General features: G+C 60.3%; 22 protein-coding genes and 1 tRNA gene. All 23 read right to left on the reverse strand.

The genetic code is table 11. The features are described from left to right. Complete coding sequence (locus tag O3299_RS12110) at positions 1 to 303, reverse strand: hypothetical protein (RefSeq protein WP_251351441.1); 303 nt, start codon at positions 301 to 303, stop codon at positions 1 to 3. Between the two features lie 57 nt (positions 304 to 360). After that, on the reverse strand, positions 361 to 1,524 hold the full coding sequence (locus tag O3299_RS12115) for a PQQ-dependent sugar dehydrogenase (protein WP_305062406.1): 1,164 nt from the start codon (positions 1,522 to 1,524) through the stop codon (positions 361 to 363). Positions 1,525 to 1,560: 36 nt separating this feature from the next. Beyond that, on the reverse strand, positions 1,561 to 2,064 hold the full coding sequence (gene ispF, locus O3299_RS12120) for a 2-C-methyl-D-erythritol 2,4-cyclodiphosphate synthase (RefSeq protein ID WP_305062407.1): 504 nt from the start codon (positions 2,062 to 2,064) through the stop codon (positions 1,561 to 1,563). A 20-nt stretch (positions 2,065 to 2,084) separates the two neighbouring features. Continuing rightward, a complete protein-coding gene (ispD, locus tag O3299_RS12125) occupies positions 2,085 to 2,798 on the reverse strand; it encodes a 2-C-methyl-D-erythritol 4-phosphate cytidylyltransferase (protein WP_305062408.1) in 714 nt (237 codons plus the stop codon). A 12-nt stretch (positions 2,799 to 2,810) separates the two neighbouring features. Then, the gene (locus O3299_RS12130; protein ID WP_180278728.1) at positions 2,811 to 3,506 is read right to left on the reverse strand and encodes a hypothetical protein; all 696 of its coding nucleotides are present in this window, start codon (positions 3,504 to 3,506) and stop codon (positions 2,811 to 2,813) included. An 8-nt stretch (positions 3,507 to 3,514) separates the two neighbouring features. After that, a complete protein-coding gene (locus tag O3299_RS12135; protein ID WP_070255807.1) occupies positions 3,515 to 4,072 on the reverse strand; it encodes an NUDIX domain-containing protein in 558 nt (185 codons plus the stop codon). Between the two features lie 74 nt (positions 4,073 to 4,146). Next, positions 4,147 to 4,476: a DUF2818 family protein gene (locus O3299_RS12140; RefSeq protein ID WP_289910803.1), complete on the reverse strand. Its 330-nt coding sequence runs from the start codon at positions 4,474 to 4,476 to the stop codon at positions 4,147 to 4,149. 3 nt (positions 4,477 to 4,479) lie between these two features. Then, positions 4,480 to 5,982 (reverse strand): NADH-quinone oxidoreductase subunit NuoN, encoded by a 1,503-nt coding sequence (nuoN, locus tag O3299_RS12145; protein WP_099667163.1) that lies wholly within the window; start codon positions 5,980 to 5,982, stop codon positions 4,480 to 4,482. Between the two features lie 16 nt (positions 5,983 to 5,998). Then, positions 5,999 to 7,498, reverse strand: a complete 1,500-nt coding sequence (locus tag O3299_RS12150; RefSeq protein WP_251351432.1) for an NADH-quinone oxidoreductase subunit M — start codon at positions 7,496 to 7,498, stop codon at positions 5,999 to 6,001. Positions 7,499 to 7,527: 29 nt separating this feature from the next. After that, positions 7,528 to 9,630 carry an NADH-quinone oxidoreductase subunit L gene (nuoL, locus tag O3299_RS12155; protein ID WP_099667161.1) on the reverse strand — a complete coding sequence of 701 codons (2,103 nt, stop codon included), beginning with the start codon at positions 9,628 to 9,630 and terminating at the stop codon, positions 7,528 to 7,530. A 46-nt stretch (positions 9,631 to 9,676) separates the two neighbouring features. Continuing rightward, on the reverse strand, positions 9,677 to 9,985 hold the full coding sequence (nuoK, locus tag O3299_RS12160) for an NADH-quinone oxidoreductase subunit NuoK (protein WP_010399724.1): 309 nt from the start codon (positions 9,983 to 9,985) through the stop codon (positions 9,677 to 9,679). Beyond that, on the reverse strand, positions 9,982 to 10,614 hold the full coding sequence (locus O3299_RS12165) for an NADH-quinone oxidoreductase subunit J (protein WP_034779507.1): 633 nt from the start codon (positions 10,612 to 10,614) through the stop codon (positions 9,982 to 9,984). The genes nuoK and O3299_RS12165 overlap by 4 nt, the downstream gene beginning before the upstream one ends. Positions 10,615 to 10,680: 66 nt before the next feature. After that, positions 10,681 to 11,169 carry an NADH-quinone oxidoreductase subunit NuoI gene (nuoI, locus tag O3299_RS12170; protein ID WP_010399726.1) on the reverse strand — a complete coding sequence of 163 codons (489 nt, stop codon included), beginning with the start codon at positions 11,167 to 11,169 and terminating at the stop codon, positions 10,681 to 10,683. Between the two features lie 14 nt (positions 11,170 to 11,183). Beyond that, on the reverse strand, positions 11,184 to 12,266 hold the full coding sequence (gene nuoH / locus O3299_RS12175; RefSeq protein WP_071076363.1) for an NADH-quinone oxidoreductase subunit NuoH: 1,083 nt from the start codon (positions 12,264 to 12,266) through the stop codon (positions 11,184 to 11,186). Further along, positions 12,266 to 14,599, reverse strand: a complete 2,334-nt coding sequence (nuoG, locus tag O3299_RS12180) for an NADH-quinone oxidoreductase subunit NuoG (RefSeq protein WP_305052717.1) — start codon at positions 14,597 to 14,599, stop codon at positions 12,266 to 12,268. The genes nuoH and nuoG overlap by 1 nt, the downstream gene beginning before the upstream one ends. Before the next feature lie 22 nt (positions 14,600 to 14,621). Beyond that, a complete protein-coding gene (nuoF, locus tag O3299_RS12185; RefSeq protein WP_010399729.1) occupies positions 14,622 to 15,917 on the reverse strand; it encodes an NADH-quinone oxidoreductase subunit NuoF in 1,296 nt (431 codons plus the stop codon). Then, the gene (gene nuoE / locus O3299_RS12190) at positions 15,914 to 16,393 is read right to left on the reverse strand and encodes an NADH-quinone oxidoreductase subunit NuoE (RefSeq protein ID WP_034749989.1); all 480 of its coding nucleotides are present in this window, start codon (positions 16,391 to 16,393) and stop codon (positions 15,914 to 15,916) included. The genes nuoF and nuoE overlap by 4 nt, the downstream gene beginning before the upstream one ends. Before the next feature lie 12 nt (positions 16,394 to 16,405). After that, positions 16,406 to 17,659, reverse strand: coding sequence for an NADH-quinone oxidoreductase subunit D (locus O3299_RS12195; RefSeq protein ID WP_034749992.1), 1,254 nt, complete (start codon positions 17,657 to 17,659; stop codon positions 16,406 to 16,408). After that, a complete protein-coding gene (locus O3299_RS12200; RefSeq protein ID WP_289898458.1) occupies positions 17,659 to 18,252 on the reverse strand; it encodes an NADH-quinone oxidoreductase subunit C in 594 nt (197 codons plus the stop codon). Before O3299_RS12200 ends, O3299_RS12195 begins: the two co-directional genes overlap by 1 nt. Before the next feature lie 17 nt (positions 18,253 to 18,269). Then, positions 18,270 to 18,746, reverse strand: a complete 477-nt coding sequence (locus O3299_RS12205; protein WP_010399733.1) for an NADH-quinone oxidoreductase subunit B family protein — start codon at positions 18,744 to 18,746, stop codon at positions 18,270 to 18,272. 3 nt (positions 18,747 to 18,749) lie between these two features. Then, positions 18,750 to 19,109 carry an NADH-quinone oxidoreductase subunit A gene (locus O3299_RS12210; protein ID WP_010399734.1) on the reverse strand — a complete coding sequence of 120 codons (360 nt, stop codon included), beginning with the start codon at positions 19,107 to 19,109 and terminating at the stop codon, positions 18,750 to 18,752. Positions 19,110 to 19,286: 177 nt separating this feature from the next. Further along, positions 19,287 to 19,371 (reverse strand) — tRNA-Leu (locus O3299_RS12215). Between the two features lie 191 nt (positions 19,372 to 19,562). Beyond that, a complete protein-coding gene (gene secG / locus O3299_RS12220) occupies positions 19,563 to 19,967 on the reverse strand; it encodes a preprotein translocase subunit SecG (protein ID WP_034749996.1) in 405 nt (134 codons plus the stop codon). Positions 19,968 to 19,990 lie beyond the last annotated feature (23 nt).

Genomic DNA, 19,990 nt, shown 5'->3' on the forward strand with positions numbered 1-19,990 from the left:
TCAGATGCGGCCGCGGCGGAATTCTCCGAGGAATTTCGTCACTTCGGCCGGCGTCATCACCACGTCCGCGTCGCCGTGATACGCATACAGGAAAGGCGTGCCGCCCAGGCGGTCCGTCAGCTTGGCAAAGAGTAAAAAGCGGCTGCCCAGCGGATGGCGCTGCAGGTCGGCCAGGCGGCGCGAGCACTGCACGGCCAGCTCGGGCGAAAAGGCCTGGCCCGGCACGGGGCGGATTTCCACGCGGCCATTAATCGCGCGCGATTCGACGGCGACGTGCCGGTATGCATAAGTATCACGGGCCATGCCGCCACCTTGAATGAAGTAAAGGCGCCATCTTAAGCGAAGTGGGCGCCTGCCGTGTTACTGCGGCACGATGCGCAACAAGCGGCCGTTGTCTTCATCCGTCAGCGCGTACAGGTAGCCGTCCGGCCCCTGGCGCACGTCGCGCACGCGTGCGCCGATGGCCAAGCGGTCTTGCCCCGTCACCTTGCCATGCGCATCGACGGCGATGCGGCGGATATCCTTGGCCGCCAGGCCGCCGCTGAAGATGCTGCCGCGCCAGGCGGCAATCTTGTCGCCCGTGTAGACGGCCAGGCCCGAGGGAGCCGGCGACGGCACCCAGGCCACGCTCGGGTTGAGCATGCCGGCCACTTCGTGCTTGCCGACCGGTTCATGCGTCGTATAGTCGGCGCCATAGCTTTGCAGGGGCCAGCCATAGTTGCCGCCCGCCACCACCAGGTTCAGCTCGTCGCCGCCGTACGGACCGTGCTCCGTGGCCCATACGCGGCCGGAAACAGGGTCGAGCGCCAGGCCCTGCACGTTGCGGTGGCCATACGACCAGATTTCCGGCAAGGCGCCCTTGGCCGCCAGCGGATTGCCGGGCGCCGGCTTGCCGTCTTCCGTCAGGCGCAGGATGGAACCCTGGTGCGTGGCCAGATTCTGTGCCTGCTCGCGCGCCAGGCGGTCGCCGATGCGCAGCGGCGGGTTGCCGCCATCGGCCACGCTCATCAGCAAAGTGCCGTCCGGCAGCCACAGCAGGCGCGAGCCGAAGTGCTGGCCGCCGCTCTTGTCCGTGGCCACCTTGAACAGGGTCTGGATGCCCGTCACCTTCTTGCCGTCGAACACGCCGCGCACGAGGGTCGTGCGGTTGGCGTCATTGTTGCCAGTCGACACCGTCATGTAGACGCGCTGCTGCGCCTTGCCCGCATCCTGCGGGTGCAGGACGATATCGAGCAAGCCGCCCTGCCCGCCCGTAAACACCTTGGGCATGCCTTCCAGCGCCACGTCGGTAAAAGTCTTTCCATTCAGTAAATGCAAGGTGCCCTGCTTGCTAGTGACGAGCGCGCGCCCCTCGCCCAGCCAGGCGATGCCCCACGGTTGGCGCACGCCTTCGGCCACGGTAACGGCCTTCCATGGCTGTTTCGCGGCGGGCGGTTCGCCCGTCGCTTGCAGTTCGGCGTGGGCCGCTGGCGCGGCGGCCAGTGCCCATGCAAGCAGGATGCTGGTACGGCGTAGCTGGAACATGCTCTCTCCTGTCAGTGGTCGATGGTCGGTGGCGTATCAGGCGCGCAGCAGCAAGGCCACGGCTTCGGCCGCGATACCCTCTTCGCGGCCCAGGTAGCCCAGTTTTTCATTCGTCTTGGCCTTGATATTGACCTGGCCCACACTCACGCCCAGGTCGTCGGCCACGTTGGCGCACATGGCGGCGATGTGCGGCGCCATTTTCGGGCGCTGGGCGATGATGGTGGCGTCGATGTTGCCGATGATATAACCGGTCGCCTGCACGCGGCGCACGGCTTCACGCAGCAGGGTGCGCGAATCGGCGCCCTTGAATTGCGCATCCGTGTCGGGGAAATGGCGGCCGATGTCGCCCAGCGCGGCGGCGCCGAAGAGCGCGTCCGTAATCGCGTGCAGCAATACGTCCGCGTCGGAATGGCCAAGCAAGCCCAGGTGATGGGGGATTTTCACGCCGCCGATGATCAGGTCGCGGTTTTCCACCAGCGCGTGGCAGTCATAGCCCTGGCCGATGCGGAAAGGCAGTACGGGAGTGGTGATGGTCGTCATGCGGTCTTTCTGTTCAGGATTCAAGGATGGGCCAAGTACAGTTCGGCCGTGTGTATGTCGCGCGGCAAGGTCACCTTCAGGTTGCGCGGGTGGCCTTCGACCAGCCTGGGCGCCAGGCCCAGCGCTTCGACGGCGCTGGCGTCGTCCGTGATCGCTTGCGGATCGGGCGCTTGCGACAGGGCCCGGTGCAGCAGCGCATAGCTGAACATCTGCGGCGTCTGCGCCAGCCATAAATGGTCGCGCGGCACCGTCTGCGCCGACAGGCTGTTCTGCCCTGCCCGCTTGACGGTGTCGACCACGGGCAAGGCCAGCAAGCCGCCGGCCGGATGGTCAGCGACTTCGGCGATGAGTTTTGCGATCAGCGCCGGCGTCAGGCCAGGACGCGCCGCGTCGTGCACCAGCACCTGGTCGTGGGCGGCTATGCTGCCGTGCAGTGCCTGCAGGGCATTCAGTATCGTTTCCATGCGCGTGGCGCCGCCGCAGCGCAGCACGGTCACGCCTGCACCTGCGCCCTGCCCCGGCACGACGGCGTCGATCTGGCCATCCTCGGCGCTGACGACGACATACGTATGCGCGATCAGGGGGCTGGCGAGAAAGGCGTCGAGCGCGTGGCGCAGCATGGGCTTGCCGGCGATGGGTAAATATTGCTTGGGACTGCCCGCTTCCATGCGCGCGCCCACGCCGGCGGCGGGGATCAGGGCAAAATAACGGGGGCGATTCGGTGCTGCTGTCATGCCATTCCTTGTCTAGTTGGCGGGCGCTGTCTTGCCCGCCAGGATATTCTGGATCTCACCATTGCACGCCTTGCCCAGGCGCGCATATTCCTGCGGAGAATCGATGGCCGCCTGCAAAATTTCCACCTTGCGCATTTCGGCCTTGACGTACGGCAACCAGCCCGTGTCGATCTCGCGCGCCAGCGCCGCCTTGGCCGTGCCGCTGGGCGCATACAGGGGCCGCGCCTCGAAGCGCTTCGCCAGCGCAGCGCGCACGGTCTTTTCCACGCGCGGCAAGTGTTCCATATAGGTTTTCATGTGCCGCAGTTCATGCGCCAGTATCTCATCATACGCGCAAGTGCCGGGGGCAAATTCGCGGCCGATATAGATCACCACGGGCGCATACGTGAGGGTGACGGTAATCTGCGGCGCCACGCATTCGTAGCCGCTGGCCGGGTCTTGCAGCATGGGGCCGGCCAGGGCGATGGCCACGCGCGACTCGGTCTTCGTCAAGCCCAGCACCCAGGTATTGGCGCGCGCCGTGCCCTTCATCACCGTCAGGGCCTTGTACGGCAGATGCGTGTCGATGCTGTAGCCGTTCTGCTGCGCCGTCAGCACGGACACCGTCTTGCTGATCGTGTCTTCGCAGCGCACCTGGAACGGCGTGCGCGCCGCCCCGTGTGCGCCCAGGCTGGCCGACGCCAGCAACAGGAAGATCGCCGTGCGCATGCGCAGGATCAAGCCGGCTGCCAGGCGCCGCTGGTAATCTTGTCGAGCCAGAAGATGCCGATGACGGTTTTCACGTCCGTGATCGTGCCATCCTTGACCCAGTCGAGCAGCTGCGGCACGGTGGCCGTGAACGTTTCGAGGAATTCGCCTTCATCGAGCTGGCGTTCGCCCGCTACCAGGCCGCGCGCCAGGAACAGTTCCAGGTGCTCGTCCGAATACGCGATGGCGTTGTGGATGGTGGAGACGAATTGCCAGTCGCTGGCCGTGTAGCCCGTTTCTTCCAGCAACTCGCGCTGGGCGCAAGCCAGGTGCGATTCGCCCGCATCGATCTTGCCGGCGGGGAATTCAATGAAGACCCGGTCCAGCGGATAGCGGTACTGGCGTTCCATCAGCACCGTGCCATCGTCGAGCAGCGGCAGGATGACGACGGCGCCCGGATGCAGGACGAATTCGCGCGCCGTGATCTTGCCATCCGGCAGCGCAACCCGGTCGCGCTGCACGCGCAGGAAGCCGCCCTGGTAGACGAGCTCGCCGTCCACCTTGGTCTCAGTTAAATTCATATCCATGCGTTCAGTATCCATACCTTGATTATGCTCAATAAAAAAAACGGCGCCAGAGGCGCCGCTTTCGGTCGATGGGGCTAATGTCGTTTGCGCAGGTAGCGGGTGACAAAGCCTGGGAAAGCCAGCACCAGGAACAGACATCCCGTGATGGCATAGAACTCCCATGTCTGCGGGAAACCGTTGCCGATGCGCGCTTCGAGCGCGAACGCCACGGCGCCGACGATGAAGTACAGAATCACCATCTCCAGCAGGCGCAGCGCCAGCGGCTTGCGCCAGCCTTTGCCCCCGTCTGCTTGCGCCGCCTTTTTCAAGGGCACGGCGGCAAACAGTTTCTCGTTCAGGAAAGGCAGGTTGGCGCCCAGGATGCCCAGGGCGATCACCAGCCAGCTCGAGACGGTGACATCCATCGGTCAGGACGCCAGGGTCTTGGTGATGGCGGTCGCGCAGGCAGCCAGGATGCTGTTAGGCATCGCACCCAGCGCCAGGACGAACACGCCGTTCAGGGCCAGCACGACGCGCATGTCGCCATGCACGACCAGCGCATTGCTGTCGGTCGGCTCGTCGAACCACATCATCTTCACGACGCGCAGGTAGTAGAAGGCGCCGATCAGCGAGAACAGCACGGCGGCGATGGTCAGCCACAGCTGGCCCGTGGCCAATACCGATGCCAGCACCGAGTACTTGGCCATGAAGCCCATCAGCGGCGGCACGCCGGCCAGCGAGAACATGAACAGGGTCATCACCAGGGCGAAGATCGGGCTGCGTTTGCCCAGGCCCTTGAAGTCGGCCAGTTCGTCTGCTTCGAAACCATTACGTGCCAACAACATGATCACGCCAAAGGTGCCCAGGGTGGTGAACACATAGGTGATGACGTAGTACATCGAGGCGCCGTAGGCGGTGGCTGCGCCAGCCGCGTTCAGGGTGTTGTTCGGTGCATCCACGGTACCGGACAGCAAGCCCAGCAGAACGAAGCCCATTTGTGCGATGGTCGAGTACGCCAACATGCGCTTCAAATTCGTTTGCGCGATCGCGGTGAAGTTACCGATCGCCAGCGACATCACGGCCAGCACCAGCAGCATTTGCTGCCAGTCATGCGCCATCGGCAGCAAGCCTTCGGCCAGCAGGCGCAGGGTGATGGCGAAGGCGGCCAGTTTCGGCGCCGCGCCCAGCAGCAGGGTCACTGCCGTCGGCGAACCTTGATACACGTCAGGCACCCACATGTGGAATGGCACGACGCCCAGTTTGAAGGCCAGGCCGGCTACCAGGAACACCAGGCCGAAGACCATGATGGTGCCGTTGGTCTTGCCATTTTCCAGCGCCACGCGCAGTTCGCCCAGGTCCAGGGTACCGGAGGCGCCGTACAGCATCGAGATACCGTACAACATGAAACCGGAAGCCAGTGCGCCCAGGATGAAGTATTTCATGGCCGCTTCCGTGGCCTTGGCATTGTCACGGCGCAAGGCGATCAGTGCGTACAGCGACAGCGACATCAGTTCCAGACCCAGGTAGATGATCAGGAAGTTGTTGGCCGAGATCATGATCATCTGGCCCAGCAGTGCAAACAGGGCCAGCACGTAGAACTCGCCGCCCAGGTTACCCGACAGCATGCTGCGGTCGGTGGCGTAGGCACGCGAGTAGATCAGGGTCAGCGCCACGGCGCCGTAGGAGAACAGTTTCAGCAACTGCGACATCGGGTCCGACACGAACATGTTATTGAACGTGTAGACGGTGGTGCCCGCGTTGAAGTCGCCCACGGTCAGCAAGGCGCAGCCGGCCAGGGTCAGCAAGGCCAGCACGTAAGTGATCGAACGCTTCGCCGCAGGCAAGAACATATCGATCAGCAAGAGCGCCGACGTGGCGATCAGCAGAAAGATTTCCGCGTACAGCGGTACCAGATTAGGTGCATTAGTCATGTTATCGGTCTTCTATTTAAGGCAACTTGCTGATGGCGACATGCTGCAGCAGGTCGGCAACCGAAGTTTGCATCGTGTCGGTGAACGGGGCTGGGTACAGACCCATCACGAGCACGGCGATGGCCAGCACAGCAAGCATGAAGAATTCACGTTTGTTGATGTCGGTCAATTCGGCCACATGCTTGTTCTTGATCTTGCCGAACACCACGCGCTTGGCCATCCACAGCGAGTACGCTGCGCCCCAGATCAGTGCCGTTGCAGCCAGCAGACCAATCCAGAAGTTGAATTTCACCGCGCCCAGGATCACCATGAACTCGCCGACGAAGCCGGACGTCGCTGGCAGACCGCAGTTGGCCATCGAGAACAGCACGAAGAAGGCGGCAAATTTCGGCATGCGGTTCACGACGCCGCCGTAGTCGGCGATGTTGCGGGTATGCATGCGGTCATACAGCACGCCGATGCACAGGAACATGGCGCCGGAGATGAAGCCGTGCGAGACCATCTGCACGATACCGCCCTGCACCGAGATGTCGTTGAACATGAAGAAGCCCAGGGTGACGAAACCCATGTGCGCGATCGACGAATAGGCGACCAGTTTTTTCATGTCCGTTTGCACCAGGGCAACCAGACCGATGTAGATGACGGCGATCAGCGACAAGGCGATCATGAAACCCGACAGGTAGTGGCTGGCGTCCGGCGTGATCGGCAGCGAGAAACGCAAGAAACCGTAGGCGCCCAGTTTCAGCATGATGGCGGCCAGCACGGCGGAACCGCCCGTAGGCGCTTCCACGTGGACGTCAGGCAACCACGTATGCACGGGGAACATCGGCACCTTGACGGCAAACGCCATCAGGAAGGCCAGGAAGATGAAGATCTGTTCGTTCATCGTCAGCTTGAACGCATGCCAGGCCAGGATGTCGAAAGTTCCCGACACATTGCGCAGGTAAATGATGGCAACCAGGGTCAGCAGCGAACCGAAGAAGGTGTACAGGAAGAACTTGAACGACGCGTACACGCGGTTCGAACCGCCCCAGATACCGATGATGATGAACATCGGGATCAGGGTTGCTTCAAAGAAGAAGTAGAACAGCAAGCCGTCCAGCGCACAGAACACGCCGATCATCAGGCCCGACAGGATCAGGAACGAGCCCATGTACTGGGCGATGCGCTTCTCGATCACTTGCCAAGCGGAAATGACGACGATGACGGTGATGAAGGCCGTCAGTGGCACGAACCACAGGGACAGGCCGTCGATACCCAGCGAGTACCAGATATTGAAGGTTTCAATCCACGGTGCTTTTTCGACGAATTGCATGCCGTGCGCGGCGTTGTCGAAATGCTGGATCAGGGGCCAGGTGCACAGCATGCTGAGCACCGCGCCGGCCAGCGACAGCCAGCGGGTAAAGCCCGCTTTGCTGTCACGGCCGAGAGCCAGGACCAGGACGCCGCAAATGATCGGCACCCAGATCGACAGACTCAGGTAAGGAGGTAGTGTAGAAATCGTAGACTGCATCATGGTTCTCAGTATTCTTTTATCAGGTCAGCTTACTTAGCGGGCCAGAATGGCAGGAAATAGATCAGGAAGCCCAGCACGCCCAGGATCATCACGAATGCATAGTGATAGATGTAGCCGGTCTGCAACACTCGCGACAGCGAGGACAGCCAGGCGACGACCTTGGCGCTACCGTTGACCAGCAGGCCATCGATCAGCTTCTTGTCACCGAAGTTCCACAGGCCATTACCCAGCAAGCGGGCACCGCCGGCGAACACGACTTCATTGAACTTGTCCATGTAGTACTTGTTGTCCAGCAGGGTGTGGATCGCGTGGAACTTGGCAAAGAACCAAGCCGGTACACGCGGGTTGACCATGTAGCAGTAGTAGGCTGCCACCACGCCGGACAATGCCAGCCAGAACGGTGCCGTCGACAGGCCGTGGATCGCCATCGCCATTGCGCCGTGGAATTCATGCGACAACTCTTCCATCGCTGGATGGTTTTCGCCGACAAAGATCACGCCCTTGAAGAAATCGCCATGCAGCATCGGGCCGATCGTCAGGTAGCCGATGATCAGCGATGGAATCGCCAGCATCACCAGCGGGAACCACACGACGAACGGCGATTCATGCGGCTTCTGGCCAGGTTCCAGGCCATGGTGGCCGTGGTCATCTTCCTCTTCTTCATGACCATGGTCGTCATGTGCGTCGCCGTGCGCGCCATGGGCCGCTTTCGGTGCGTGATGGTCGTCATGGCCGTGCGCATGCGGCTGGCCGAAACGTTCCTTGCCGTGGAAGACGAGGAAATACATGCGGAACGAGTAGAAGGCGGTAACGAAGACGCCAGCCAGCACGGCGAACTGGGCAAAGCCAGCGCCCCAGATGTGCGTCGCTTCGACGGCTTCGATGATGCTGTCTTTCGAGTAGAAACCGGAGAACAGCGGCGTGCCGATCAGGGCCAGCGAACCGACCAGGGAGGTGATCCAGGTGATTGGCATGTATTTGCGCAGGCCACCCATGTTGCGGATGTCCTGGTCATGGTGCATGCCGATGATGACGGAACCGGCGCCCAGGAACAGCAGTGCCTTGAAGAATGCGTGCGTCATCAGGTGGAACACGGCCACGGAGTACGCGGACGAGCCCAGCGCCACGGTCATGTAACCGAGCTGCGACAGGGTCGAGTAAGCGACGACGCGCTTGATGTCGTTCTGGATGATGCCCAGGAAGCCCATGAACAGCGCCGTGATGGAACCGATCACCAGGATGAAGGACAGTGCCGTGTCGGACAGTTCGAACAGCGGCGACATGCGCGAAACCATGAAGATACCGGCCGTCACCATCGTCGCGGCGTGGATCAGTGCCGAGATCGGGGTAGGACCTTCCATCGAGTCAGGCAGCCACACGTGCAGCGGGAACTGCGCCGACTTGCCCATCGCGCCGATGAACAGGCAGATGCAGGCAACGGTCAGCAGGGCCCAGTCGGTACCTGGCAAGCTCAGCAGTGCCAGTTCGTCTTTCTTGGCGAACACTTCCTGGTAGTTCATGGTGCCGGCGTAGGCCAGCAGCAGGCCGATGCCCAGGATGAAGCCGAAGTCGCCCACGCGGTTGACGAGGAAAGCCTTCATGTTGGCCACGATGGCCGTCGGACGCTGGTACCAGAAACCGATCAGCAGGTAAGAGACCAGGCCCACGGCTTCCCAACCGAAGAACAGTTGCAGGAAGTTGTTGGCCATGACCAGCATCAACATCGAGAACGTGAACAGCGAGATGTAGGCGAAGAAGCGGTTGTAGCCTTCGTCATCCTTCATGTAGCCGATCGTGTAAATGTGCACCATCAGGGAGACGAAGGTGACCACGCACATCATCATCGCCGACAGCGAATCGATCTGGAAGCCCACTTCCATCTTCAGGGTGCCGATCGTCATCCAGTTATAGATCGTGCCATTGAATGTCGCGCCATCCATCACTGCCAGCAATGTCTGCACGGACAGGATGAACGCAATCAGTACGCCCAGGATCGTCGCGGTATGCGACGTCTTGCGTCCGACCAAATTACCCAGGAACTGGGTGCCAAGCAAGCCTGCAATCGCGGCACCGGCCAGCGGCGCCAGCGGTACGGCAAGAAGGAGGTTAGGGTTGAGGAGTTGCCCCGCCATGATGAACCTTAATCGTTATTATTCGAGAGATCGAGTCTGAAAAACATCAGCCTTTGAGGCTGTCCAGGTCTTCGACGTTGATGGTATCCAGATTACGGAACATCACCACCAGAATAGCCAGACCGATAGCCGACTCAGCGGCGGCAACCGTCAGGATGAAGAAAACGAAGATCTGACCGGCCGCGTCGCCCATGAAATGGGAGAACGCGATGAAATTCATATTCACCGCCAGCAGCATCAATTCGATTGCCATCAGCAATACGATGATGTTCTTGCGGTTCAGGAAAATACCGACGATCGAGATTGCGAACAGGATCGCGCCCAGGACCAGAAAATGTGTGAGCGATAATGTCATGGTGCCTCCTTAACTTCCGGCTCAGCCGCAGGACGCTCGACGACCGCGTCCATCTTGATGATCTTCAGGCGGTCGTTGCGCTTGACGCGTACCGCATCGCCTGGAGCAAAATGCTTGGTGTCCTTGCGTTTGCGCAAAGTCAGTGCGACCGCGGCAACGATGGCCACCAGCAGCACGACGGCGGCGATCTCGAAGGCGAACACATATTTCGTGTAGATCAGCAGGCCCAGTTCCTTGGTGCCGCCCAGGTTGACGTTCACCGGAGCGATGCTAGGCGCAAAGTTGCGGAAACCGTGCCACAGGACAGCGGCCATTTCCAGCACGATGATCACGCCCACCGTCACCGACAAAGGCAGATAGCCCCAGAAACCTTCGCGCATGCGGTCGATATTAATATCGAGCATCATGACCACGAAGAGGAACAGCACCATCACGGCGCCGACATACACCAATACCAGCACGATGGCCAGGAATTCAGCTTGCAGCAGCATCCAGATGCCCGCTGCGGAAAAGAAGGACAGTACCAGGAACAGTACTGCGTGGACCGGATTACGGGCCGTGATGACGCGCGTCGCTGCCAGAATCAAGATCAGCGCGAAGGCGTAAAACAAAATTGTTTTAAAGTCCATAAAAAACCCAATAGACGTACAGATGAACGAGGGGCGCGCCACAGCTGGTCAGCTGCGGCGCATCCATCAGCGATAAGGTGCGTCGGCGGCGCGCGCAGCGGCGATGTCATTTTCATAACGATCGCCTACGGCCAGCAACATCTCTTTCGTGTAATACAAATCCCCGCGTTTCTCGCCGTGGTATTCCAGGATTTGCGTCTCGACGATCGAATCGACCGGGCAGGACTCTTCGCAGAAACCGCAGAAGATGCACTTGGTCAAGTCAATATCGTAACGCGTGGTGCGGCGCGAGCCGTCGTCACGCTGTTCCGATTCGATCGTGATGGCCATCGCCGGGCAAACCGCTTCGCACAGTTTGCAGGCGATGCAACGTTCCTCGCCGTTCGGGTAGCGGCGCAGCGCATGCAAGCCACGGAAACGCGGCGAGATCGGTGTCTTCTCTTCCGGGAATTGCACCGTGATCTTGCGCGAAAACATGTACTTGCCTGTCAACGCCATGCCCTTGATCAGCTCGCCTAACAAGAGGCTGCTGAAGAAATCTTTTACCTTATCCATTCGTATGCACTCTCTTACTTCCAAATATTCCAGGATGTCTGCATCCAGGCAGCGACGAAGACCAGGTAGACCAGCGTCAACGGGATAAACACTTTCCAGCCGAGGCGCATGATCTGGTCATAACGGTAGCGTGGGAAAGTACCGCGTACCCAGATGAACACCGACACGATGAAGAAGGTCTTGGCGAACAACCAGAAGAAGCCGCCGAAACCACCCCAGAACTCAAGGAAAGCAAATGGTGCGGACCAGCCACCGAGGAACATGATCGAAGCCAGGGCGCCGATCAGGATCATGTTGGCGTATTCGGCCAGCATGAACATGGCGTAGGCCATGCCCGAGTACTCGACCATGTGGCCGGCCACGATTTCCGACTCGCCTTCGACGACGTCGAACGGGTGACGGTTGGCTTCAGCCAGGCCCGACACCAGATAGATGACGAACATCGGCAGCAGCGGCAACCAGTTCCACGACAGGAAGTTCACGCCCTTGTCGGCGAAGAAGCCGATTTGCTGGCCGCCGACGATATCGATGAAGTTCAGGCTGCCCGAGACCATCAGCACGATGACCATCACGAAGCCCATCGGGATTTCATACGAAATCATCTGTGCCGAAGCGCGCATGGCGCCCATGAACGAGTACTTCGAGTTCGAGGCCCAGCCGGCAATGATGATGCCGTAGACTTCCATCGAGGTAATCGCCAGCAGCATCAGCAAGCCTGCGTTGACGTTGGCCAGCACGGCTTGCGGGCCGAACGGCACGACCGACCAGGCGGCCAGGGCCGGCATGATGGTCATGATCGGGCCGATCACAAACAGGCCCTTGGCGGCCTTGGACGGGATGATGATCTCTTTGAACAAGAGTTTCAGCGCATCGGCGATCGGTTGCAGCAAGCCCAAAGGACCCACGCGGTTCGGGCCGACGCGGATCTGGATCCAGCCGATCAGCTTGCGTTCCCACAAGGTCAGGTAGGCAACCAGGCCCATCAGCGGCAGCAGCACGCACAGGATCTTGATCAGGGTCCAGAAGAACGGCCAGGAGCCGCCCAGCAAATCCTGGCCGCTGCTGTTGATGACGTTTACAAATTCAGGCAGAGCCATCAGATTTTCCCCTCTGCTGTTTCAACTGTGATGTCACCGAACATGCCGCCCAGGCTAGCCGTCGAGGCATGCGCCGCCGACACTTTCACCACATTGGCTGGCAGGCCGGCATGGAGTGCCGCCACTAGGATGGCGCTGCCGGAGCCTTGCGCCACTTTGACCTTGTCGCCCGCCTTGATGCCCAGCTTGTCAGCCAGCGCCAGGGACAGGTGCGCTTGCGGCGCGGCGCCATCGACCGTGCGCAGCAGCGGTTCGGAGCGGCGTACCAGCGCGTCGGCGAAGTAGATCGGCACGTCGGCGATGCGTTGCAGCGCCGGCGAGGCCGGTGCATACGCTGCCGCTTCCGGGGCGTTCTTGGCGATGTTGTTCAGCTGTGCCGACAGATCGGTCACGCCGGCACCAAACGCTTCGTCGCGGATCGCTTCGGACGTGTCGTAGTCGAAACCGGCCAGGCCCAGGATGTTGCCCAGGACGCGCAGCACTTTCCAGGCTGGACGGGTATCGGCCAGCGGTTTCACGGTGCCGTTGAAGCTTTGCGCACGGCCTTCGCAGTTGACGAAGGTGCCCGAGGTTTCAGCGAACGGGGCGATCGGCAGCAAGACGTCGGCGTAATCCATGCCGTGCTTGAAGGCGGACATGGCCACGACCATGTCGGCGCCATCCAGGGCGGCGCGGGCCGCTTGTGGATTGGCGGCATCGAGTTCCGGCTCGGCGTGCAGCAGCACGTAGGCTTTCTTCGGCACGGCAAACGCTGCTTGCACGTTGGCGCGCGGCTTGGCGACCAGGTGCGCGCCAACCGTGTTGGCCGCTTCCGTCAGGTAACCGAGCTTGGCGCCCGTCTGTTCGGCGATCCATTGCGCGGCAGCATGCAGTTGCGACGCTTGCGGGTGTTGCGTTGCCGCATTACCCAGCAACACGGCGCCGTTGTCGCCGGCCATCAGGCTGGCGGCAATCGCGACGGCCACGTCCGAAGCGCTCACCGCTTCGAAACCGGCTGGCGCGGCGATTTCTTTCGCTTTAGCAACAGCAACGACCACTTCCGACAAGGCCGCCAGCCAATCGCCAGGCGCGACGATCATCTTGTTGGCGATGGTGATCAATTGATCATCGTCGGACGCGTGCAGGATCGACAGCTTGGCGCCGCCCTTGACGGACGCGCGCAGACGCGTGGCCAGCAATGGGTGATCCTTGCGCAGGAACGAACCGATGACGAAGGCGCGCTTGATCTGGCCAAATTCGTTGATCGGCATGCCCAGCCAAGGTTTGACGGACGCGTCGAGCGCGAAGTCGGTCTGGCGCAGGCGGAAGTCGACGTGCTCGGAACCGAGACCGTTGGCCACTTTTTGCAGCAGGACCAGCTCTTCGACCGTCGAATGCGGCGTTGCCAGCGCGGCGATGGCGTCGGCGCCATGCTCGTGCTTGATATTTTTCAAACCGTGCGCCACGTATTCCAGCGCCGTTTGCCAATCGACTTCTTTCCACTCGTTGCCTTGTTTCAGCATCGGGGACGTCAGGCGTTCGGCGCTGTCCAGCGCTTCGTACGAGAAACGGTCCTTGTCCGAGATCCAGCACTCGTTGACGGCTTCGTTTTCCAGCGGCAATACGCGCTTGACCTTGCCAGCTTTCACTTGCACGATCAGGTTCGCGCCCAGGCCGTCATGCGGGCTGACCGATTTGCGGCGCGACAGTTCCCACGTACGGGCGCTGTAGCGGAACGGCTTCGAGGTCAGTGCGCCGACCGGGCACAGGTCGATCATGTTGCCCGACAGTTCGGAGTCGACCGTCTGGCCCACGAAGGACACGATTTCCGAGTGTTCGCCGCGGCCGATCATGCCCAGCTCCATCACGCCGGCCACTTCCTGGCCAAAGCGTACGCAACGGGTGCACTGGATGCAGCGCGACATTTCTTGCATGGACACCAGCGGACCGGCTTCCTTCGGCTGCACGACGCGCTTGTCTTCCTTGTAGCGCGATTCGCTCTTGCCGTAGCCCACTGCCAAGTCTTGCAACTGGCACTCGCCGCCCTGATCGCAGATAGGGCAATCGAGCGGGTGGTTAATCAGCAAGAATTCCATGACCGACTTTTGCGCCTGCACAGCTTTATCGCTGGCGGAGCGCACGATCATGCCGGCACTGACCGGGGTCGCACAAGCGGGCAAAGGCTTGGGCGCCTTTTCCACTTCGACCAGGCACATGCGGCAGTTCGCTGCGATCGACAATTTCTTGTGATAGCAGAAGTGCGGAATGTAGGTTCCCAATTTGTTGGCGGCGTCCATCACCATGCTACCAGCAGGGACTTCGACTTTTTTGCCGTCTATTTCGATTTCAACCATGGTGATCGTTACCTGACGCAGCTTAGATATATGCGGGCACTAAGCAATGCTTGTGCTCGATATGATATTCAAATTCTTCACGGAAATTCTTAATGAAGGCCCGTACCGGCATGGCAGCCGCATCGCCCAGCGCGCAAATGGTGCGGCCCTGGATGTTGTCGGCGATCGAGTTGAGCATGTCTAGGTCGTCTGGACGACCCTGCCCCTGCTCGATGCGGTGCACCATGCGGTACATCCAGCCTGTGCCTTCACGGCAAGGCGTACACTGGCCGCACGATTCTTCAAAGTAGAAGTAGGACAGGCGTTCCAGCGCCTTTACCATGCAGCGTGTTTCGTCCATCACGATGACGGCGCCCGAACCCAACATCGAACCGGCTTTCGCGATCGAGTCGTAGTCCAGGTCGGTCTGCATCATGATGTCGCCGCGGATCACCGGAGCGGACGAGCCGCCAGGGATCACGGCCTTGATCTTTTTGCCACCGCGCATGCCGCCTGCCAGTTCCAGCAGGGTCGCAAACGGGGTGCCGAGCGGCACTTCGTAGTTGCCCGGTTTTTCCACGTCGCCTGAGATCGAGAAGATCTTCGAACCGCCGTTGTTCGGCTTGCCCATCGCCAGGTATTTCTCTGGACCAATGTTCAGCACGAAAGGCACGGCCGCGAAGGTTTCCGTGTTGTTGATCGTCGTCGGCTTGCCGTACAGGCCAAACGAGGCAGGGAAAGGCGGCTTGAAGCGCGGCTGGCCTTTCTTGCCTTCCAGCGACTCCAGCAGGGCCGTTTCTTCGCCGCAGATGTAGGCGCCATAACCATGGTGCGCATGCAACTGGAACGAGAACTCGCTGCCCATGATCTTGTCGCCCAGGAAGCCGGCGGCGCGCGCCTCTTCCAGCGCTTCTTCGAAACGCAGGTATTCCTGGAAGATTTCACCGTGGATATAGTTATAACCGACGGTGATACCCATCGCATAAGCGCCAATGGCCATGCCTTCGATCAGCGCATGGGGATTGTAACGAATGATGTCACGGTCCTTGAAAGTGCCCGGTTCGCCTTCATCTGTATTGCAGACGAGGTATTTTTGACCCGGGAACTGGCGCGGCATGAAGCTCCACTTCAAGCCGGTAGGAAAACCCGCGCCGCCACGGCCGCGCAAGGACGAAGCCTTGAGGTCGGCGATGATCTGTTCCGGCGTGATTTTCTCTTCCAGGATACGCCGCAGGGCGCTATAGCCGCCGCGGTTCACATAATCTTGCAAATGCCAGTTCTTGCCATCCAGATCCTTCAGGATCAATGGATCGATATGGCGGTTGTGGAGTGACGTCATTTCTTGAGTTCCTCCAGCATGGCGTCGATTTTCTCGTTCGACATCCAGCTGCACATGGTTTTATTACTGACTAGCAAGACAGGCGCATCGCCGCAAGCACCCATGCACTCGCCTTCAACCAGGGTGAACTGGCCGTCTGCGGTGGTTTCGCGGAAATCGATACCCAGTTTCTGCTTCAGGTAGTCTGCAGCGCGCACGCCGCCCGACAGGGCGCATGGCAGGTTGGTGCACACGGTGATCTTGTGCTTGCCCACGGGTTTCACGTTGTACATATTGTAGAACGTGGCCACTTCCTGCACGGCAATCGCCGGCATGCCGATGTAATCGGCCAGTTCCTTCATGGTTTCCGGCGCCAGCCAGCCCAGTTCATCCTGGGCATGGGCCAGCGCGGCCATGACGGCCGACTGACGCTGGTCGGCCGGGTACTTGGCCAGCTCGCGGTCAATTTTCTTATAGCATTGCTCTGATAACAACATACTTTTTGCCTCTTAGCGGTCAATACTGCCGAACACGATATCTTGCGTCCCGATGATGGTCACGGCGTCGGCAAGCATGTGCCCACGCGCCATCTCGTCGAGCGACTGCAAGTGGGCGTAGTCTGGCGCGCGCAGTTTCATGCGGTACGGCTTGTTGGCGCCGTCGGACACCAGGTACACGCCGAACTCGCCCTTCGGATGTTCCACGGCGCTGTAGGCCTCGCCTGGCGGCACGTGGAAACCTTCCGTGAACAGCTTGAAGTGGTGAATCAGCGATTCCATGTTGGTCTTCATGTCGACGCGGCCCGGAGGCGCCACCTTGCGGTTGCTGGTCATGACAGGACCTTCATTGTTGCGCAGCCACTCCACGCATTGCTTGATGATGCGGTTCGACTGGCGCAGCTCTTCCACGCGGACCAGATAGCGGTCGTAGCAATCGCCGTTGGTGCCGATAGGAATATCGAAATCCATCAAGTCGTACACTTCGTACGGCTGTTTCTTGCGCAAGTCCCACTGCACGCCCGAGCCGCGCAGCATGGCGCCCGTGAAGCCCATGGCCAGCGCATCTTCCGGCGAGACCACGCCGATGCCGACGGTACGCTGTTTCCAGATACGGTTGTCGGTCAGCAAGGTTTCGTACTCGTCCACGGAGTTCGGGAAACGGCGCGCGAAGTCTTCGATGAAGTCCAGCAGGGAACCCTGGCGGTTTTCGTTCAGCTTGCCGATGGCCTTGGCGTTGCGGATGATCGATGCCTTGTGCTGCGGCATCGCATCCGGCAAGTCGCGGTACACGCCGCCCGGACGGTAGTAGGCCGCGTGCATGCGCGCGCCCGAGACTGCCTCGTAGGCGTCGAACAAGTCTTCGCGGTCGCGGAAGCAATACAGGAACGGGCCCATGGCGCCGACGTCCAGCGCGTGGGTGCCGAGCCACATCAGGTGGTTCAGGATACGCGTCATCTCGTCGAACATGACGCGGATGTATTGCGCGCGCAGCGGCACTTCCAGGCCCAGCATCTTTTCGATGGCCATCACGTACGCATGTTCATTGCACATCATCGAGACATAGTCGAGACGGTCCATGTACGGCACGGATTGCAGGTAGGTCTTCTGTTCAGCCAGCTTTTCGGTGGCGCGGTGCAGCAGGCCGATATGCGGGTCGGCGCGCTGGATGACTTCGCCATCCATCTCCAGCACCAGGCGCAGCACACCGTGCGCGGCCGGATGCTGCGGCCCAAAGTTCAGGGTGTAGTTCTTAATCTCAGCCATTATTTCATCCCGTAATGTTCTTCGCGGATCACGCGCGGCACGTTTTCCCGCGGCTCGATCGTCACGGGCTGGTAAATCACGCGCTTTTGTTCCGGATCGTAGCGCATCTCGACATAGCCGGAGACGGGGAAATCCTTGCGGAACGGATGGCCGATGAAACCGTAGTCGGTCAGCAGGCGGCGCAAGTCGTTGTGGCCTTCGAAGAGGATGCCCAGCAGGTCGAATGCTTCGCGCTCGTACCAGTTGACGGCACGCCAGATGCCGACCACGGAGGGCAGCAGCGGCATGTCGTCGTCCGGCGCGAACACGCGCACGCGCACGCGCCAGTTGTGCTTGACCGACAGCAAGTGCGAAACGGCCGCGAAACGCAGGCCATCCCAGCTACCGTCGCCATAGGTCGAGTAGTCGACGCCGCACAGGTCGAGCAATTGCTCGAAATGCAGGGCCGGATCGTCGCGCAGGGTCAGCATCACGGCCAGGTAGTCCTCGGCCTTGACGACCAGGGTGACTTCGCCCAGCGCAACCGTCGTGCTAACGCGATCGCCCAGGGCAGTGCCGAGGGCGTTTTGCAATACTTCTAAATGTGTTGTCATAATCTGAAGCGGCCCCGTTAGCGTGCGATCGTGCTGGTACGCTTGATCTTGTTCTGCAACTGCATGATGCCGTACAGCAAGGCTTCAGCGGTCGGAGGACAGCCAGGCACATACACGTCGACGGGCACGATGCGGTCGCAACCGCGCACCACGGAATAGGAGTAATGGTAGTACCCGCCGCCATTGGCGCAGGAACCCATCGAGATGACCCAGCGTGGCTCTGCCATCTGGTCGTAGACCTTGCGCAGGGCCGGCGCCATCTTGTTGCACAGGGTGCCGGCAACGATCATGACGTCGGACTGACGCGGCGACGGACGAAACACGACGCCGAAACGGTCCATATCGTAGCGGGCTGCGCCCACATGCATCATTTCGACCGCACAGCAGGCCAGACCGAACGTCATCGGGAACATAGACCCGGTGCGCGCCCAGTTGATCAGCTTGTCGGCCGAGGTGGTGATGAAACCTTCGCTTAATACGCCTTCAATAGCCATGGCTTATTCCCAGTCAAGGGCACCTTTCTTCCAAATGTACCAAAATCCGACCACGAATTCAGCGATGAACACCATCATCGTGACGAAACCGGCCCAGCCCAGGTCGCGCATTGCAACGCCCCATGGGAAAAAGAATGCCGTTTCCAGATCGAACAAAATAAACAGGATTGCGACCAGATAGTAGCGCACATCAAATTTCATGCGCGCGTCTTCGAATGCTTCAAAGCCACATTCGTACGGGGAGAGTTTTGCTGCGTCGGGCTTGTTAGGGCCTAACAGGCGCCCCAGGAGCTGGGGAGCGATACCGACACCAAGGCCGATAATAATGAACAGCAGGACGGGGAAGTAATTTTCGAGGTTCACGATTGATGAGCTTATATTGAACGATCGGTTAAATGAGGACGCTGCGATCATTTGCAGCGTATCTAACGCACGACCCCAATCAAAGCTAAGACCAGGATCGAACGACACATCCTCGTAAAAAAAGCCAGCAACTTTGTACGAGCCATGGCTCGTGCGCCGTTGCTGGCTTCTGATTTCTGGTGCCGACGACGAGACTCGAACTCGTACAGCTTTCGCCACTACCCCCTCAAGATAGCGTGTCTACCAATTTCACCACGTCGGCGGTAAGGCCCGTATTCTACTCTGCTTTGCCGCTAAAGTTAATGCACAAATGCATCAAAACACAGATAAAAACGATAAATTTTTACATCTTCCAGCGCGCCACGATTTTTTCCTGCCGCACTGCTAAAACATTGAGCAATAATCTGCCCGTAATGAGAATTACTCTCGATGAGGTATCGAGCTGATACAGAATTACTTCGGAATCGCGCCGGCCGGGGTGCTGGCAACCGGAGCCGCTGCTGCCGGAGCGCTGGCAGCCGGAGCTGCTGCTGGCACCGTCGTCGGGATCGCGCCCGCGCCGGTGACCGGCACTGGCTTGACGACTTTATCCATCACGCCGCCGCCGACCGTGGTGGCGCGCTGATTGGCCATCAGCGACAGGGCCAGGGTGGCGCCGAAGAAGATCGCGGCGGCAACGCCCGTCGATTTCGACATGAAGTTCGACGAACCCGTCGCACCGAACAGGCTGCCCGAGGCGCCCGAACCGAAGGCGGCGCCCATGTCGGCGCCCTTACCGTGCTGCAACAACACCAGCGCGATAATCGACAATGCCGAAATAACCTGTACTACCACTACCAGATTGAACATCATGTTCATTGCAATTCCATTCTTAGTTTAAA

This window comes from Janthinobacterium sp. SUN176 (assembly GCF_030587335.1).
Lineage (GTDB): Bacteria > Pseudomonadota > Gammaproteobacteria > Burkholderiales > Burkholderiaceae_D > Janthinobacterium > Janthinobacterium kumbetense.

Bases quoted from the DNA above. Each gene is read 5' to 3' on its own strand.
- nuoF (WP_010399729.1), bottom strand. From the start codon at position 15,917: ATGACGTCACTCCACAACCGCCATATCGATCCATTGATCCTGAAGGAT.
- nuoG (WP_305052717.1), bottom strand. From the start codon at position 14,599: ATGGTTGAAATCGAAATAGACGGCAAAAAAGTCGAAGTCCCTGCTGGT.
- O3299_RS12115 (WP_305062406.1), bottom strand. From the start codon at position 1,524: ATGTTCCAGCTACGCCGTACCAGCATCCTGCTTGCATGGGCACTGGCC.
- O3299_RS12110 (WP_251351441.1), bottom strand. From the start codon at position 303: ATGGCCCGTGATACTTATGCATACCGGCACGTCGCCGTCGAATCGCGC.
- O3299_RS12130 (WP_180278728.1), bottom strand. From the start codon at position 3,506: ATGCGCACGGCGATCTTCCTGTTGCTGGCGTCGGCCAGCCTGGGCGCA.
- nuoN (WP_099667163.1), bottom strand. From the start codon at position 5,982: ATGACTAATGCACCTAATCTGGTACCGCTGTACGCGGAAATCTTTCTG.
- O3299_RS12200 (WP_289898458.1), bottom strand. From the start codon at position 18,252: ATGACAACACATTTAGAAGTATTGCAAAACGCCCTCGGCACTGCCCTG.
- ispF (WP_305062407.1), bottom strand. From the start codon at position 2,064: ATGACGACCATCACCACTCCCGTACTGCCTTTCCGCATCGGCCAGGGC.
- O3299_RS12195 (WP_034749992.1), bottom strand. From the start codon at position 17,659: ATGGCTGAGATTAAGAACTACACCCTGAACTTTGGGCCGCAGCATCCG.
- O3299_RS12205 (WP_010399733.1), bottom strand. From the start codon at position 18,746: ATGGCTATTGAAGGCGTATTAAGCGAAGGTTTCATCACCACCTCGGCC.
- ispD (WP_305062408.1), bottom strand. From the start codon at position 2,798: ATGACAGCAGCACCGAATCGCCCCCGTTATTTTGCCCTGATCCCCGCC.
- O3299_RS12135 (WP_070255807.1), bottom strand. From the start codon at position 4,072: ATGGATATGAATTTAACTGAGACCAAGGTGGACGGCGAGCTCGTCTAC.
- O3299_RS12150 (WP_251351432.1), bottom strand. From the start codon at position 7,498: ATGATGCAGTCTACGATTTCTACACTACCTCCTTACCTGAGTCTGTCG.
- nuoE (WP_034749989.1), bottom strand. From the start codon at position 16,393: ATGTTGTTATCAGAGCAATGCTATAAGAAAATTGACCGCGAGCTGGCC.
- nuoL (WP_099667161.1), bottom strand. From the start codon at position 9,630: ATGGCGGGGCAACTCCTCAACCCTAACCTCCTTCTTGCCGTACCGCTG.
- O3299_RS12165 (WP_034779507.1), bottom strand. From the start codon at position 10,614: ATGGACTTTAAAACAATTTTGTTTTACGCCTTCGCGCTGATCTTGATT.
- nuoH (WP_071076363.1), bottom strand. From the start codon at position 12,266: ATGGCTCTGCCTGAATTTGTAAACGTCATCAACAGCAGCGGCCAGGAT.
- O3299_RS12140 (WP_289910803.1), bottom strand. From the start codon at position 4,476: ATGGATGTCACCGTCTCGAGCTGGCTGGTGATCGCCCTGGGCATCCTG.
- nuoI (WP_010399726.1), bottom strand. From the start codon at position 11,169: ATGGATAAGGTAAAAGATTTCTTCAGCAGCCTCTTGTTAGGCGAGCTG.
- secG (WP_034749996.1), bottom strand. From the start codon at position 19,967: ATGAACATGATGTTCAATCTGGTAGTGGTAGTACAGGTTATTTCGGCA.
- nuoK (WP_010399724.1), bottom strand. From the start codon at position 9,985: ATGACATTATCGCTCACACATTTTCTGGTCCTGGGCGCGATCCTGTTC.